This window comes from Pseudonocardia sp. EC080619-01, assembly GCF_001420995.1.
Classification (GTDB): Bacteria; Actinomycetota; Actinomycetes; order Mycobacteriales; family Pseudonocardiaceae; genus Pseudonocardia.
In genome coordinates this window covers 573,246-588,514 of the sequence record NZ_CP012184.1, presented here as the reverse complement: position 1 = coordinate 588,514, position 15,269 = coordinate 573,246, and the positions used below count along the sequence as shown (strand labels likewise).

Sequence of the window (15,269 nt, the reverse complement as noted above, 5' to 3'; positions counted from 1 at the left end):
TCAGGGCTGCGGGGTGACCGTCAGGTGGAGGTGGTGGCGCCCGCCGTCACCAGGGCGGGTCACCTCGACGGCGGCCGGCACGCCCGTCACGGTGCAGCGCACCGTCGCCCCCGGTGCGACCGGTGGGCACCGGGGCGCCACGAGCTCGTCGTGGCCGGCGGCGCGCAGCGGGTCGCGCAGCGCGAAGATCAGCGCCCCCGTGAGCGTCCGCGAACCGGTGGGGCTCCCCGCCCGCACCGGGACGTCGACCTCCAGCTCGGCCAGCCCGTCCGGGGACACCGGGAAGTCGTGGTCGTGCCGCACCACGTCCTGCGGGGTCCGTCCGCGGACCCCCGTCTTCCGCGCCGTCGGCCCGGTGTCCCCCGTGGGACCACGGAGGCCGGGCGGACGGGATGTGCCCGACACCGCCGGCGGGCACGCCGTGTCGGGGTGGAACGGCGCACTACCCTCACCCCATGGGTGACGCGGCGCGGAGGTGGCGGGAGCGCCAGTCCGCGCGCGGCATCCCCGAGCGGATCCTGCGGGACGCCCCGGCCGACCCGTGGACGCACACCACCGCCGACTTCACCCCGCCGGAGACGCCCGCCGACACGCCGTCGCGCCGGGCCGCCCGCGCGCTCGCCGAGCGGGCCGCTGCGTGGACGTGCACGGGGGCGTCCCTGCTCGACGTCGGCTGCGGCGGCGGGGAGGCCGCGTTCGGCGCGGCCTGGCCGGACCCGTCACCGGTCGCGCGGGTCGTCGGCACCGACCGGCAGGTCGACATGTTCGCGGTGTTCGCGGGGACCGCGCGGGACCGCGGCGTCCCGCACGGCACCGTGCACGGCTCCTGGCCGGAGGTCGCCGGCGCGGCGGGACGGCACGACGTCGTCGTCTGCCACCACGTGCTGCACAACGTCGTCGACCTGCCGCCGTTCCTCGCCGCGCTGACCTCCGCGGTCCGCGGCGGGGCCGGTGGCGTCGTGGTCGAGATGCTGCCCGAGCACCCGATGGCCTGGCTCGACCCGCTGTGGGAGCGGTTCCACGACCTGCAGCGCCCGGCGAGCGCCACCGCCGACGACGCCGTCGCAGTGCTCGGCGAGGAGCTCGGGACCGAGCCGGAGGTGCACCGCTGGGAGCGCGACCGCCGGCTCCCGCACGACGCCGCGTGGGTCGCGCGCCGGCTCTGCCTGCCCGCGGACCGGGTCCCGGAGGTCGAGGAGGCGCTGACCGGGATCCCGCCGCGGCCGACCGCCGTCGTGACCCTCGTGTGGACCCCCTGAGCCGGTCATGAGTCTGGAACTGCTGCTCGGCGTCACGGCCGGGGTCCTGCTGCTCGGCGTGCTCGCCGTCCGGATCTCGGTCCGGCTCGGGCTGCCCTCACTGCTGCTCTACCTCGGGATCGGGGTGCTGCTCGGCGAGTCGGTGCTCGGGTTCGAGTTCTCCGACGCCGGGCTCACCGAGACCCTCGGCCTCGCCGCGCTCGTCCTGATCCTGGTCGAGGGCGGCATGACGACGCGGTGGGAGGCGGTCCGCCCCGCGCTCGGGCTCGGGATGCTGCTGTCGACGCTGTCGGTGGCGGTGTCGATCGGTGTCGCGGGCGGGCTGCTGCACCTGCTGCTGGACCTGGAGTGGCGGACCGCGCTGCTGTGGGGTGCGGTGCTGTCGTCGACCGACGCGGCCGCCGTGTTCAGCGTGCTGCGCGGCGTCGCCGTCCCGCGCCGGCTGGCGGGGACCCTGGAGCTCGAGTCCGGCATGAACGACGCGCCGGTGGTGATCGCCGTCGTCGTCCTCGCGGGGAGCGACCCGATCAGCTGGACCACCCCGCTGCTCGTCGTCTACGAGCTCGCCGCCGGTGCGCTGATCGGGGTGCTGCTCGGCGCGGGCGGGGCGTGGGCGCTGCGCCGCGCGGCCCTGCCGTCGACAGGTCTCTACCCGCTCGCCGCGATCGCGGTCTGCCTGCTGGCGTACGCCGCCGGGCAGGGGGTGCACGCGTCCGGTCTGCTCGCCACGTACTGCGCCGCGCTCGTCCTGGGCAACTCGCGGCTGCCGCACCGCAGCGGCGTCGTGTCCTTCGCCGAGGGCACCGGGTGGATCGCCCAGATCGGGCTGTTCGTGCTGCTCGGGCTCTACTCGGTGCCCGAGCGGCTGCCCGGGGCGATCGTGCCCGCCCTGGTCTGTGCCGGTGTCGTGCTGCTCGCCGCGCGCCCGCTGTCGGTGCTGGCCGCGGCGCTGCCGTTCCGGGTCCCGCTGCGGGAGCAGGCGTTCCTGTCCTGGGCGGGGCTGCGGGGTGCGGTGCCGATCGTGCTCGCGCTGGTCGCCCTCACCGAGGGCGGGCCGCAGAACCAGATGCTCGTCGACGTCGTGTTCGTGCTGGTCGTGCTGCTCACCCTGGTGCAGAGCACCAGCCTGCCGTGGGTCGCGCGGCTGCTCGGCGTGGTCTCCCGGACCGGCACCCGCGAGATCGACATCGACGCGGCTCCGCTGGACGAGGCCGACGCCGAGCTGCTCCAGGTCCGGGTCCCGCCCGGGTCCCGGCTGCACGGCGTCTACCTCCGCGAGCTCCGGCTGCCGGCCGGGGCGACGGTGAGCCTGGTCGTGCGGGAGTCTGCGGCGTTCTCCCCGGACGGCGAGACCCGGCTCCGCGAGGGCGACCAGTTCCTCGTCGTGAGCACCCGCGCGGTGCGCGACGCCACCGAACAACGGATCCGGGACGTCGACCGGGGCGGGAAGCTGGTCCGCTGGCACTCCGACGGGGGCCGCTCGTCATAATCGGGGTGTGAGTGCCGATCCCCCTGTCAGCGAGACGCCCGCCGATCCCGCCGTCCGGCGACGCGGAACGCTCCTGCTGGCCGGGATCGCCGGGTTCGTGCTCGCCCTCGACCTGGTCACCAAGATCGCGGCGGTGGCGACGCTGGAGGACCGCGAACCGGTCGCGGTGATCGACGGCCTCCTCTGGCTGACGCTGCTGCGCAACCCGGGTGCGGCGTGGTCGATGGCCACCGGCTACACCTGGATCCTCACGATCGTCGCCGTCGTGGTCGTCGGTGTGATCATCCGGATCGCGCGCCGGCTGGCGTCGACCGGCTGGGCGATCGGGCTCGGCCTGGTCCTCGGCGGCGCGCTGGGCAACCTGATCGACCGGTTCTTCCGCTCGCCGGGGCCGATGCGCGGGCACGTCGTCGACATGGTCGCGGTGTTCGCGCCGGACGGCAGCGTCTTCCCGGTGTTCAACGTCGCCGACTCCGGCATCGTGTGCGGCGGGATCCTGCTGGTGCTGATGGCGCTGCGCGGCGTCGAGATCGACGGGACGCGGGGCTGAGACATGGGTGAGCTGCGGAGCATGCCCGTCCCCGACGGGCTCGACGGGATGCGGATCGACGCCGGGCTGTCCCGGCTGCTGGGGCTGTCGCGGACGGTCGTCGCGGGGCTGGCCGAGGAGGGCCGGATCCAGGTCGACGGCCGCGACGCCGGCAAGTCCGACCGGCTGCCGGGCGGGTCCTGGCTGGAGGTCGAGCTGCCCGACGCCGCCGCGCCGGCCGTCATCGAGGGACCCGCCGAGGTCGTCGCCGGCCTGTCGGTGCTCCACGACGACGAGGACATCGTCGTCGTGGACAAGCCGGTCGGGGTCGCCGCGCACCCGTCGCCGGGCTGGACCGGGCCGACCGTCACCGGCGGGCTCGCCGCGCTCGGGTACCGGCTGTCGACGTCCGGGGCGGCCGAGCGGCAGGGCATCGTGCACCGGCTCGACGTCGGTACCACCGGGGTGATGGTCGTCGCGACGTCCGAGCACGCGTACACGGCGCTGAAGCGGGCATTCAAGGAGCGGACCGTCGAGAAGCGGTACCACGCGGTCGTGCAGGGGCACCCCGACCCGTCGTCGGGCACCATCGACGCGCCGATCGACCGGCACCCGCGTCACGACTACCGGTTCGCCGTCCTGCAGGGCGGCAAGCCCAGCATCACCCACTACGACACGATCGAGGCGTTCCGCTCGGCCAGCCTGCTGGACGTGCACCTCGAGACGGGGCGCACCCACCAGATCCGGGTGCACTTCTCCGCGCTGCGCCACCCGTGTGTCGGCGACCTGACCTACGGCGCCGACCCGACGCTGGCGAAGCGGGTGGGGTTGTCCCGGCAGTGGCTGCACGCGCGCACCCTCGGCTTCGAGCACCCCGCCGACGGCCGGTACGTCGAGTTCACCAGCCCCTACCCCGACGACCTGGCCTCGGCGCTCGCGGCGCTGCGGGAACCGTGACGGCGGTGCCGCCCCCCGCGGTGACGGGGCGCCCGTGACGGGCCTGAGCACCCGCGGCCTGTGGGTGGTGGTCGCGGTGATGGCCGTGGTGCTGCTCGGTGCGGTGTGGGCGGCGGGCTCCGGGCCGTCGCCGGGCCCGGCACCCGCGTCCGGGTCGGTCCGGCTCGGGCCCGATCCCGGCCAGGACGTCGCGGGCTACCTGGCGTCGCTGCCCGCGCAGCTGCCACCGGCGGGCGCGCGCGCCGCGGCCCTGGTGCAGCTCGACCGGCCGTCGGACGCCGCCTCGGTGGCGGCGCTCGGCGCGCCCGGGATCTCCACGGCGGTGTTCCGGGTGCCGTTCGCACGGGTGCAGACCGCCCTGCGGTTCGAGCCCGTCGTCGGCACCGGGGACCCGGCGGCCGCCCTCGGGGTGGCCCGCGAGCGGGCCGCGTTCGCCGCCGAGGCCGACGCGGACCGCGCCCGGCAGGCCGTGGCCGGTGCCCCCGGGGCGCGGGAGTCGCTCACCCGCCGCGCCGACGTCGCCGGCGCGGAACGGCGTGCGCTCGCCGCACCGGACTGTGCCTGCGTGATCGCGTTCGTCGTGACCGCCGACCGTGCCGGGCTGGAGTCGCTGGCCGCCCGCGACGGCGTCCGCGCGGTGCAGGCCGCACCCCCCGGGACGACGGAGCGCGAGCTCGCACTGTCCCCGCTGCTGCCGGAGCAGACGACCGCCGCGACCCCGCCGCCCGACGACGGCCCGGTCCCCGCCGGCTGACCGCGACACGCCGTCGCCCGGGCCGCACGGCCCTGAGCAGGAGCGACGCGCCGGACCCGGTCCGGAGCCGCCGCCGTCGCCGGAACTGTCGGGGGGCGGGGCTAGTCTGGGCGCTCACCGAAACCGGTCGTTCCGGCCCCGCGGCAGGAGTCCCACCGGCACCGTCGACCGGCCCCGCCAGGCCGGGCCGGAGGTGCCGTTCCGCCCGTCGCCGGGTCCGGCCGTGGTCGGTGACCAGCACGGCACGCACGCGTCCCCGGCCCCGCCGCGGGCGGGCGCGTGCGCACGGGGAGCACCGCGCCACCCAGGGCGCGGGAGAGGAGCGCGGAACACACATGGCCTCGTCCGGAGCAGGCTCCTTCGTCCATCTGCACACCCACACCGAGTTCTCGATGCTGGACGGGGCGGCCCGGCTCGACGACCTCTTCTCCGAGGCCGTCAAGAACGACATGTCCGCGGTCGCGATGACCGACCACGGCAACGTCTACGGCGCCTTCGAGTTCTGGCGCAAGGCCAAGGCGGCGGGCGTCAAGCCGATCATCGGCATGGAGGGGTACCTCGCGCCCGGTTCGCGGCACGAGCGGAAGCGGGTCGCGCTCGGCGGCAGCAACCCCGGCGCCGCCGACAAGAACCCCGACCTCATGTACACCCACATGACGCTGCTGGCCGAGAACACCGAGGGGATGCACAACCTCTTCCGGCTCTCGTCGCTCGCCAGCCTCGAGGGGTACTACTACAAGCCCCGTATGGACCGCGAGCTGCTCGAGCAGTACGGCACGGGTCTCATCGGGACGACCGGCTGCCCGTCCGGCGAGGTCGCCCGCCTGCTCCAGCAGGACGACTTCGAGGGTGCCTGCCAGGCCGCGTCCGACTACCGGGACATCTTCGGCAAGGACAACTTCTTCTGCGAGTTGATGGACCACGGGATCGAGATCGAGAAGCGGGTCCAGGAGGACCTGTTCGCGCTGAAGAAGCGCCTCGACCTGCCCGGTCTGGCCACCAACGACCTGCACTACACCTACCCGGACGACACCAAGGCGCACGAGGTGCTGCTCTGCGTCCAGACCGGGAAGACTCTCGCCGACCCGAACCGGTTCAAGTTCGACGCGCAGGACTTCTACCTCAAGTCCGCGACCGAGATGCGCGAGCTGTGGGACCCGATCCACCCCGAGGCGTGCGACAACACCCTCTGGGTCGCCGAGCGCTGCGACATCGACTTCACCACCGGCCAGGACCTGCAGCCCAAGGCTCCGGTGCCCGAGGGGGAGACCGAGGAGTCCTGGCTGATCAAGGAGGTCGAGCGGGGCCTGCACGACCGGTTCCCGAACGGCATCACCGAGCAGTACCGGACGCAGGCGAACTACGAGGTCGGCGTCATCATCAAGATGGGCTACCCCGGCTACTTCCTGGTGACGGCGGACCTCATCCGGCACGCCAAGTCGGTCGGCATCCGGTGCGGCCCCGGCCGCGGCTCGGCCGCCGGGTCGCTGGTCGCCTACGTCCTGGGCATCACCGACCTCGACCCGATCCGGCACAAGCTGATCTTCGAGCGGTTCCTCAACCCGGACCGCGTGTCCATGCCCGACATCGACATGGACTTCGACGAGCGCCGGCGCGGCGAGATGATCCGCTACGTCACCGAGAAGTACGGCGAGGACCGGATCGCGCAGATCATCACCTACTCCACGATCAAGGCGAAGGCCGCGATCAAGGACTCGGCGCGGGTGCTGTTCGGCCAGCCCGGCTACTCGGTCGCCGACCGGATCTCCAAGGCGATGCCGCCCGCCGTGATGGGCAAGGACATCCCGCTCTCGGGGATCTTCGACCCGTCGCACAAGCGGTACTCCGAGGCCACCGAGGTCCGCGCGCTCTACGAGGCGGACCCGCAGGTCAAGGAGATCGTCGACACCGCGCGGGGCCTGGAGGGCCTGAAGCGCCAGTGGGGCGTCCACGCGGCCGGCGTGATCATGTCGTCGACGCCGCTGATCGACGTCATCCCGATCCAGCGCCGCGAGTCCGACGGCGCCGTCATCACCCAGTTCGACATGGGCGTCTGCGAGACCATCGGTCTCCTCAAGATGGACTTCCTGGGGCTGCGGAACCTCACGATCCTCGACGACGCCCTGGAGAACATCACCCTCAACGGCAAGCCCGAGGTCGACCTCGACCACGTCGAGCTGGACGACGGGCCGACCTACGAGCTGCTCTCCCGCGGGGACACGCTCGGCGTGTTCCAGCTGGACGGCGGCCCGATGCGGGACCTGCTGCGCCGGATGGCGCCGTCGGAGTTCGAGCACATCTCTGCGGTCGGTGCGCTCTACCGCCCCGGCCCGATGGGCGCGAACGCGCACAACGACTACGCCGACCGCAAGAACGGCCGCCAGGAGATCACGCCGATCCACCCGGAGCTGGCGGAGCCCCTCAAGGACGTCCTCGGCGAGACCTTCGGCCTGATCGTCTACCAGGAACAGGTCATGTCCATCGCGCAGGTGCTGGCGGGCTACTCGCTCGGCCAGGCGGACCTGCTCCGCCGCGCGATGGGCAAGAAGAAGAAGGAGATCCTGGACAAGGAGTACGTCGGCTTCGCCCAGGGCATGAAGGACAACGGCTACTCCGCCGATGCCGTCAAGACGCTCTGGGACATCCTGCTCCCGTTCTCCGACTACGCGTTCAACCGCGCGCACTCCGCCGCGTACGGCGTCGTCTCGTACTGGACCGCGTACCTCAAGGCGAACTACCCGGCCGAGTACATGGCCGGCGTCCTCACCTCGGTCCGCGACGACAAGGACAAGGCCGCCGTCTACCTGGCGGAGTGCCGCCGGATGGGCGTCACGGTGCTCCCGCCGGACGTCAACGACTCGGTCCGCAACTTCGCCCCGGTCGGCAACGACATCCGGTTCGGTCTCGGCGGCATCCGCAACGTCGGGCACAACGTGGTCGACGCGATCGTCGCCGCGCGCCGGGAGAAGGGGAACTTCGTCGACTTCTCCGACTTCCTGCGCAAGGTCGACGCGGTGGTCTGCAACAAGAAGGTCGTCGAGTCGCTGATCAAGGCCGGGGCGTTCGACTCGCTCGGTCACTCCCGCAAGGGCCTGCTGCTGGTGCACGCCGACGCGATCGACGCGGTGATGAGCACCAAGAAGGCCGCGTCGCTGGGCCAGTTCGACCTGTTCGGGTCGATGGACGGCAGCGGCGGCGACGACGGCGACGAGCTCGGCGGCATCTTCGACGTGAAGGTGCCCGAGGAGGAGTGGGACTCCAAGCACAAGCTCGCCGTCGAGCGCGAGATGCTGGGCCTCTACGTCTCGGGGCACCCGCTGCAGGGCCTCGAACAGGCGCTCGCGGCGAAGGCCGACACCTCGATCGCCGACATCGTCGAGGGCTCGGTCGCCGAGGGCGGCCAGGTCACCGTCGGCGGCATCCTCGCGAACGTGAACCGCCGGGTGAACAAGAACGGCGAGCCGTGGGCGTCGGCCCAGATCGAGGACCTCGCCGGTGGGATCGAGGTGCTGTTCTTCCCGCGGGCCTACCAGGTCGTCGGCGTCGACGTCGCCGAGGACGCGATCGTGCTGGTCAAGGCCCGGGTGAACAAGCGCGACGACCGGATCTCGCTGATCGCGAACGATCTCGCGGTACCCGAGCTGGCCGCCGCCGGGGAGGGCGGGCTGCCGATCCGGGTGAGCCTGCGGACCGACCAGTGCACCCCCGAGCGCGTCTCGAAGCTCAAGGAGGTGCTGACCCACCACCCGGGCACCTCCGAGGTGCACCTGTCGCTGGTCTACGGCAGCAAGATCACCGCCCTGCGGCTGGACGACTCGCTGAAGGTCATGCACACCTCGGCGCTGATGGGCGACCTGAAGGCGTTGCTCGGGCCGGGCTGCCTGGGCGGCTGAGCGGGCTCGCGGGCGGCACCCCCGGGATCAGGGGGTGCCGGCCAGCTCCGCCCAGGCGGCGCGGGCCGCGCCGTCCCACCGCGCGTGCAGCGCGGCGAACAGCTCGGTGGCGCGGGTCCCGGCCCAGCGGTCGGGCAGCAGCTCGGCGGGCAGCTCCGGGTCGAGGAACGGGAAGCGACGCCAGGCGTGCACGAGCCGGACCTGGCGGGCCAGCACGTCGCCGGGATCGGTGCGGTCGAGCTCGGCCCCGAAGTCGTCGAGGAACTCCTGGTAGGCCGCCTCCACCCGGTCGAGGTCCCAGGCCTGGGCGACCACCTCGGCAGCGCTGCCGATGCCGCCGTAGCGCCCGACGAACGAGCTGCTCATCCCGGCCAGTCCCAGCTCGTCGAGCACGGCGGCGACCTGCTCCTCCTTGCCGGGGTCGGGGGAGAGCCACACCCCGGGGGCGGGGGAGCCGAGGCCCGCCCACGCGAGCCGGGTGCGGAGCCGGTGCCGCAGCCGCCTGCGGGACTCGGGGACCGAGGCCAGCAGGACGAGCCAGCGGCCGTCCCACTCGGTGCCGGTGGCGCCGAGCCCGTAGATGCGGGCTGCGCCGTCGGACAGCAGCCGCTCGCCGGACGGGGTGAGCGACCAGCGCACCCGCCTGCCGTCGCGGTCGGAGGTCAGCAGGCCCTCGGCGGCGGTCCTGGCGAGTGCCTGGCGCGCCGACTTCGCCTCGACGCCGAGCGTGCCGAGCACCTCGAGCAGCGCGCGGGTCCACACCGGCTCCCCGGCCGGGAGCACGAACTCGCCGAGCACGGTGAGCAGCAGCGACCGGGCGGAGGTCTGGCCCAGCTCGCGGCGCCGTAGCGCGGAACCGTCGGCGGCCTCGGCGGGCCCGGGGTCACGGAATGGGGTGGCCATGGTCGGACCAGGGTAGAACCCGGGACTACGGTGGACAGCCGTGACCGTCCCCGGATCCGCCCCCGAGCCGGGGGAGACACCTGCCCCGCACGGCACCGGGGGGCTGCTCGCCACCGACCGTGCCCACGTCTGGCACCCCTACTCGCCCATGCCCGCCACCGCGACCCCGCTGGTCGTGGAGTCGGCCGAGGGGGTGCGGCTACGGCTGCCGGACGGCCGCGAGCTCGTCGACGGCATGTCGTCGTGGTGGTCGGCGATCCACGGCTACCGGCACCCCCGGCTGGACCGGGCCGTGCAGGACCAGCTCGGCCGGATGAGCCACGTGATGTTCGGCGGGGTCACCCACGGCCCGGCCGTCGACCTGGCCCGGCTGCTGGTGGACGTCACCCCGGAGGGCCTGGAGCACGTCTTCCTCGCCGACTCCGGCTCGGTCTCGGTCGAGGTCGCGATCAAGATGTGCCTGCAGTACTGGCGCTCCCGCGGCCGGCCGGAGAAGCACCGGCTGATGACCTGGCGGCGCGGCTACCACGGTGACACGTTCGGCGCGATGAGCGTCTGCGACCCCGACGGCGGCATGCACTCGCTCTGGTCGGACGTGCTCCCGCAGCAGGTGTTCGCCGACGCACCGCCGGAGGACTTCTCGCACGACTACGTCGCGCACCTGGCCGAGCTGGTCGAGACGCACGCCGACGAGCTCGCCGCGGTGATCGTCGAGCCGGTCGTGCAGGGGGCGGGCGGCATGCGCTTCCACGATCCCCGCTACCTGCACGTGCTGCGGGAGCTGTGCCACGCGCACGACGTGCTGCTGGTCTTCGACGAGATCGCCACCGGCTTCGGCCGCACCGGCGAGCTGTTCGCCGCCGACCACGCGGGCGTCGCACCGGACGTCATGTGCCTGGGCAAGGCGCTGACCGGCGGGTATCTGACGATGGCCGCGACGCTGTGCAGCGGGCGCGTCGCCCACGGCATCACCGAGGGCGAGGCGGGCGTCCTCATGCACGGGCCCACCTTCATGGGCAACCCGCTGGCGGCCGCCGTCGCGCACGCGTCGGTCTCGCTGCTGCTGGAGCGCGACTGGCGGCGTGAGGTGAAGGACGTCGCCGCCGCGCTCCGGGCCGGTCTCGCACCGGCCCGGTCCCTGCCCGGGGTGACGGAGGTCCGCATCCTCGGTGCGATCGGGGTGATCGAACTCGACCACGAGATCGATCTCCCCGCGGCGACCGCCGCGGCGGTCCTCGCGGGAGTCTGGCTGCGGCCGTTCCGCTCGATGGTCTACGCGATGCCGCCGTTCGTCTGTACGCGTGAGGACATCGGGCTCATCACGGCCGGAATGCGGGCCGCGGCGCTGGCGGGATAGCACCGGCGCCGGTGACGGGGGCCACCTGCACGGGTGGATCTTACTGTGACGCTGATCACGTTACACAGAGGTGAAGTGTCCTGACCGGGCGTTTCGTCGTGTCCCACCGATTCGATGAGAAGCACTCTCATCAAGATCCGTTTCCGTGACTCGACGAAACGTCCGGCTGGTGGCGTGCACGCACGCCCCGCCGGCCACGCGACCGCATCGCCGCGGTCCGCCTGCCCCCAACGGACCGACCCCGGAGGATCCGGTGCCCTCGCACAGTCACTCCAGTAACACCAGTCACACCAGTCCCGTCCGCACCACCCAGGACGAGCACTCCCCGGTCGAGTCCGGCCGGGGGGAGCACTCGCCGCCCGGTGGTGGATGGTTCGGGCGGACCTTCCCGCACGCGCGGGCCGACTTCTCGGCCTCCATCGTCGTCTTCCTCGTCGCGGTGCCGCTCTCGCTCGGCATCGCCGTCGCCTCCGGCGCCCCGATCCTGGCCGGCCTCGTCGCCGCCGTGGTGGGTGCCGTCGTCGCCGGGCTGCTCGGCGGCTCGAAGCTGCAGGTCTCCGGGCCGGCCGCCGGTCTCACGGTGATCGTCGCCGAGCTCGTCAACACCTACGGCTGGCAGGTCACCACGCTGATCACCGCCGGCGCCGGTGTGCTCCAGATCGTCTTCGGTCTCACGAAGCTCTCGCGCTTCGCCCAGGCCATCCCGCCGGCCGTCGTGCACGGCATGCTCGCCGGTATCGGCGCGACGATCGCACTCGGCCAGCTGAACGTCGTCCTCGGCGGCGAGGCCCAGACCGGCGGTGTCGCGTCCATCACCGCGCTCCCGGGCGCGATCGCGAACCTGTCGCTCCCCGCGCTGCTGCTCGGCGGCCTCGTCATCGCGATCATGCTCGGCTGGAGCCGGCTGCCCTCGAAGGTCACCGTGGTGCCCGCGGCGCTGATCGCCATCGTGGCCGCGACCGTGGTGTCGCTGGGCTTCACCGACGTCGCCCGGGTCGAGCTGGGGGGCTCGCTCCTGGACGCGCTGTCGCTGCCGTCGCTGCCGGAGTCGAACTGGGGCGGTGTCCTGTTCGGCATGCTCACCGTGGCGCTGATCGCCAGCGTCGAGTCGCTGCTCTCGGCCGTCGCCATCGAGCGGATGAAGCCGGGCACCCGCACCGACACCGACCGCGAGCTGCTCGGCCAGGGTGCCGCCAACACCGTCTCCGGCATGATCGGCGGCCTGCCGATCACCGGTGTCATCGTGCGGTCCGCCGCGAACGTCAAGGCCGGTGCGGAGACCCGCGCCTCCACGGTGCTGCACGGTGTGTGGATCGCGCTGTTCGCGATCGTCCTGATCGGCGTCATCGAGCTCATCCCGATGGCCGCCCTGGCCGGTCTGCTGGTCATGATGGGTATCGGCCTGATCAAGCCGGTCGACATCCGCACCGCCCGCGCCCACGGCGAGCTCGCGATCTACGCCGTCACGCTCGCCGGTGTCGTGTTCCTGAACCTGCTCGAGGGCGTCGTGGCCGGGCTGGTGCTGGCCGGCCTGATGCTCCTGTGGCGTGCGGTGCGCTCGCGCCCGCACCTGGAGCAGGCCGCCGACGGCAGCTGCGAGCTCGTCATCGAGGGCTCGCTGAGCTTCCTCGCCGTGCCGCGGCTGTCCCGTGAGCTGAACGCCGTGCCGCGCGGCACCGATGTCACCGTCCGTCTGGTCACCGACTACCTCGACCACGCCGCCTACGACCACCTGCTGGCCTGGAAGGCGCGGCACGAGGGCACCGGCGGGACCGTCGTCGTCATCGAGCCGGACGAGGCGCGCCGCAGCGCCGCCACCGCGCCCGGCGCCCGGTTCCTGACCTGGGGCGAGTGGCAGTCCCGCAACGCCGAGCAGACGGCGTCCGAGCCGCTGATGGCGGGCGTCGCGGCGTACCACGAGAACACCTGCGACGCGATCCGCCCGACGATGTCGGAGCTGGCCAACGGCCAGGCCCCGTCCGCGATGATGATCTCCTGCGCGGACTCCCGGGTGCTGCCGCACGTGATCACCCACAGCGGTCCCGGTGACGTGTTCACCGTGCAGAACGTCGGCAACCTGGCCTGCGGGCCGGGCACCGCCGCCGCGGTCGAGTTCGCGACCTCGGCGCTGAACGTCCCCCTGGTCGCCGTCTGCGGGCACTCCGGCTGCGGCGCGATGAAGGGCCTGCGGTCCGGCGCGGCCGGCACCGAGGGCGCCCTCGGGACCTGGCTGCTGGAGGCCCGTCCGGTGCTGCGCGCCTTCGAGACCGGTCACCCGGTCGCCGAGGCCGCTGCGCAGGACGGCTTCGAGGAGACCGACCAGCTCGCGATGGTGAACGTCGCGCTGCAGATGGAGATGCTGCGGGCCCAGGACTCCGGCGCCGAGGTGATGGGCATGTTCTACGACATCCGCACCGCCCGCGTGCTGGTGCTCGACGAGGAGGCCCAGCGCTTCGTCGACGTCCGTCCGGACGACGAGGCCGTCGGCTCCGGCCTGGACAAGATCGCGGCAGGGCACGGTCACGGCATCACCGCGGCCGCGCGCCGCATCCTGAAGGTCTGATCCACCCGGATCGGGAACAACTCCGCCCCCCGACGTCGTTGGAGCGACAATGGCCACCGTGGAACTGACCACCGACAACTTCAACGACGTCGTGGGCGCGCCCGGGGCGACCGTCCTGATCGACTTCTGGGCGTCCTGGTGCGGACCGTGCAAGCAGTTCGCCCCCGTCTACGACGAGGCGTCCGAGAAGCACGAGGACGTGACCTTCGGGAAGGTCGACACCGAGGCGCAGCAGGAGCTGGCCGGCGCGTTCGGGATCTCCTCGATCCCGACCGTGATGGCCGTGCGCGACGGCGTCGTCCTGTACTCGGAGCCGGGCGCACTGCCCGCCGAGGCGCTCGAGGACCTCATCGGACAGGTCAAGGGCGTCGACATGGACGAGGTCAAGGCCGCCGTCGCCGAGCAGGAGAAGCAGGAGGGCGACGGCAGCGCCTGAGGCGTCACCGACCACGAGAGGCCCCGCACACCCACGGTGTGCGGGGCCTCTCGTCCGTCCGGCCCGGGGTCAGGGCGCGATCAGCACCTTCAGCGCCTCGCGCTCGTTCATCGCGCGGTAGCCGTCCGGGACGTCGTCGAGGCCGATCGTCCGGTCGAACACCCGGCCCGGCTCGACGGTGCCGTCGAGCACGTCCGGGAGCAGCTCCTCGATGTAGGCGCGGGCCGGGGCCACCCCGCCGACGATGCCGACGTTGCGCATGAACGGGCCCACCCCGAGCGGCACGTCGGTGTACTGCGAGACGCCGACGCGGCCGACGAGACCGCCGTCGCGGGTGATGCCGACGGCGGTGCGGACCGCCTCGGCGAACCCGACGCACTCCAGTGCCGCGTGCACGCCGTCGCCGCCGGTGAGCTCGCGGACCCGCTCGATCCCCTCGTCGCCGCGCTCCGCGACGACGTCGGTGGCGCCGAACTCCCGGCCGAGGTCGGTGCGGTCGGTGTGCCTGCCGAGCAGGATGATCCGCTCCGCGCCGAGCCGGTTCGCGGCGAGCACCGCGGACAGCCCGACCGCGCCGTCCCCGACGACCGCGACCGTGTCGCCCCGCCTCACCCGCGCGGAGACGGCCGCATGGTGGCCGGTGGAGAACACGTCGGACAGCGTGAGCATCGAGGCGAGCAGCGCGTCGTCCGGCTCACCGGGCATCGGGACCAGGGTGCCGTCGGCGAACGGGACGCGGACCGCCTCGCCCTGGCCGCCGTCGGTGCCGTCGGCACCCCAGCCGCCGCCGTGCCGGCAGGAGGTCTGGAGGCCCTGCGCGCAGAAGTCGCAGGTGTTGTCGGCCCACACGAACGGTGCGACGACGAGCTGCCCCTTGCGGGTGGTCCGGACGCCCGCGCCGACCTCCTCCACGACGCCGAGGAACTCGTGCCCGATCCGCTTCCCCTCGGGGGAGTCCTCGGCCGCGTTGTACGGCCACAGGTCGCTGCCGCAGATGCAGGACCGGACGACCCGCACGATCGCGTCGGTGTCGTCGCGCAGCCGTGGGTCCGGCACGTCGGCCGAGACCCGGATGTCGTGCGTGCCGTGGATGAGCGTCGCCTTCATGCCGGGCGGATTCCCACGTGCT

General features: G+C 73.1%; 12 protein-coding genes. 9 read left to right on the top strand and 3 right to left on the bottom strand.

Translation table 11 applies throughout. The annotated features are described in order from the left end of the window. On the bottom strand, positions 1-306 hold the full coding sequence (locus AD017_RS02745) for a hypothetical protein (RefSeq protein WP_060572662.1): 306 nt from the start codon (positions 304-306) through the stop codon (positions 1-3). A gap of 149 nt (positions 307-455) precedes the next feature. On the opposite strand from AD017_RS02745, the gene AD017_RS02740 reads away from it, so the two are divergent. From AD017_RS02740 to dnaE, 6 genes are all read left to right on the top strand, one after another. Beyond that, on the top strand, positions 456-1,259 hold the full coding sequence (locus tag AD017_RS02740) for a methyltransferase domain-containing protein (RefSeq protein WP_060572660.1): 804 nt from the start codon (positions 456-458) through the stop codon (positions 1,257-1,259). A 7-nt stretch (positions 1,260-1,266) separates the two neighbouring features. Then, on the top strand, positions 1,267-2,748 hold the full coding sequence (locus tag AD017_RS02735; RefSeq protein WP_060572657.1) for a potassium/proton antiporter: 1,482 nt from the start codon (positions 1,267-1,269) through the stop codon (positions 2,746-2,748). A 7-nt stretch (positions 2,749-2,755) separates the two neighbouring features. Further along, a complete protein-coding gene (gene lspA / locus AD017_RS02730; RefSeq protein WP_010228652.1) occupies positions 2,756-3,298 on the top strand; it encodes a signal peptidase II in 543 nt (180 codons plus the stop codon). Positions 3,299-3,301: 3 nt separating this feature from the next. Further along, positions 3,302-4,234, top strand: a complete 933-nt coding sequence (locus AD017_RS02725) for an RluA family pseudouridine synthase (RefSeq protein WP_010228650.1) — start codon at positions 3,302-3,304, stop codon at positions 4,232-4,234. A gap of 34 nt (positions 4,235-4,268) precedes the next feature. After that, the gene (locus tag AD017_RS02720) at positions 4,269-4,988 is read left to right on the top strand and encodes a hypothetical protein (RefSeq protein WP_060572655.1); all 720 of its coding nucleotides are present in this window, start codon (positions 4,269-4,271) and stop codon (positions 4,986-4,988) included. A 335-nt stretch (positions 4,989-5,323) separates the two neighbouring features. Then, the gene (gene dnaE / locus AD017_RS02715; protein ID WP_010227655.1) at positions 5,324-8,881 is read left to right on the top strand and encodes a DNA polymerase III subunit alpha; all 3,558 of its coding nucleotides are present in this window, start codon (positions 5,324-5,326) and stop codon (positions 8,879-8,881) included. Between the two features lie 27 nt (positions 8,882-8,908). Here dnaE and AD017_RS02710 read toward each other — a convergent pair whose 3' ends face one another. Beyond that, positions 8,909-9,784: a PaaX family transcriptional regulator C-terminal domain-containing protein gene (locus tag AD017_RS02710; RefSeq protein ID WP_010227657.1), complete on the bottom strand. Its 876-nt coding sequence runs from the start codon at positions 9,782-9,784 to the stop codon at positions 8,909-8,911. 40 nt (positions 9,785-9,824) lie between these two features. Between AD017_RS02710 and AD017_RS02705 the strand changes: the two genes are divergently transcribed. The 3 genes from AD017_RS02705 to trxA all read left to right on the top strand — a co-directional run bounded on the left by AD017_RS02705 (position 9,825) and on the right by trxA (position 14,140). Beyond that, positions 9,825-11,141, top strand: coding sequence for an adenosylmethionine--8-amino-7-oxononanoate transaminase (locus AD017_RS02705; protein ID WP_082399015.1), 1,317 nt, complete (start codon positions 9,825-9,827; stop codon positions 11,139-11,141). Positions 11,142-11,394: 253 nt separating this feature from the next. Beyond that, positions 11,395-13,704, top strand: a complete 2,310-nt coding sequence (locus tag AD017_RS02700; RefSeq protein ID WP_010227661.1) for a bifunctional SulP family inorganic anion transporter/carbonic anhydrase — start codon at positions 11,395-11,397, stop codon at positions 13,702-13,704. 49 nt (positions 13,705-13,753) lie between these two features. Beyond that, positions 13,754-14,140 (top strand): thioredoxin, encoded by a 387-nt coding sequence (gene trxA, locus AD017_RS02695; RefSeq protein ID WP_010227663.1) that lies wholly within the window; start codon positions 13,754-13,756, stop codon positions 14,138-14,140. Between the two features lie 69 nt (positions 14,141-14,209). Here trxA and AD017_RS02690 read toward each other — a convergent pair whose 3' ends face one another. Then, entirely contained in the window at positions 14,210-15,247 is a 1,038-nt protein-coding gene (locus AD017_RS02690) for a zinc-dependent alcohol dehydrogenase family protein (protein ID WP_029239390.1), read from the bottom strand. Positions 15,248-15,269 lie beyond the last annotated feature (22 nt).

Bases quoted from the DNA above. Each gene is read 5' to 3' on its own strand.
- AD017_RS02740 (WP_060572660.1), top strand. From the start codon at position 456: ATGGGTGACGCGGCGCGGAGGTGGCGGGAGCGCCAGTCCGCGCGCGGC.
- AD017_RS02735 (WP_060572657.1), top strand. From the start codon at position 1,267: ATGAGTCTGGAACTGCTGCTCGGCGTCACGGCCGGGGTCCTGCTGCTC.
- AD017_RS02725 (WP_010228650.1), top strand. From the start codon at position 3,302: ATGGGTGAGCTGCGGAGCATGCCCGTCCCCGACGGGCTCGACGGGATG.
- dnaE (WP_010227655.1), top strand. From the start codon at position 5,324: ATGGCCTCGTCCGGAGCAGGCTCCTTCGTCCATCTGCACACCCACACC.
- AD017_RS02710 (WP_010227657.1), bottom strand. From the start codon at position 9,784: ATGGCCACCCCATTCCGTGACCCCGGGCCCGCCGAGGCCGCCGACGGT.
- trxA (WP_010227663.1), top strand. From the start codon at position 13,754: ATGGCCACCGTGGAACTGACCACCGACAACTTCAACGACGTCGTGGGC.
- AD017_RS02690 (WP_029239390.1), bottom strand. From the start codon at position 15,247: ATGAAGGCGACGCTCATCCACGGCACGCACGACATCCGGGTCTCGGCC.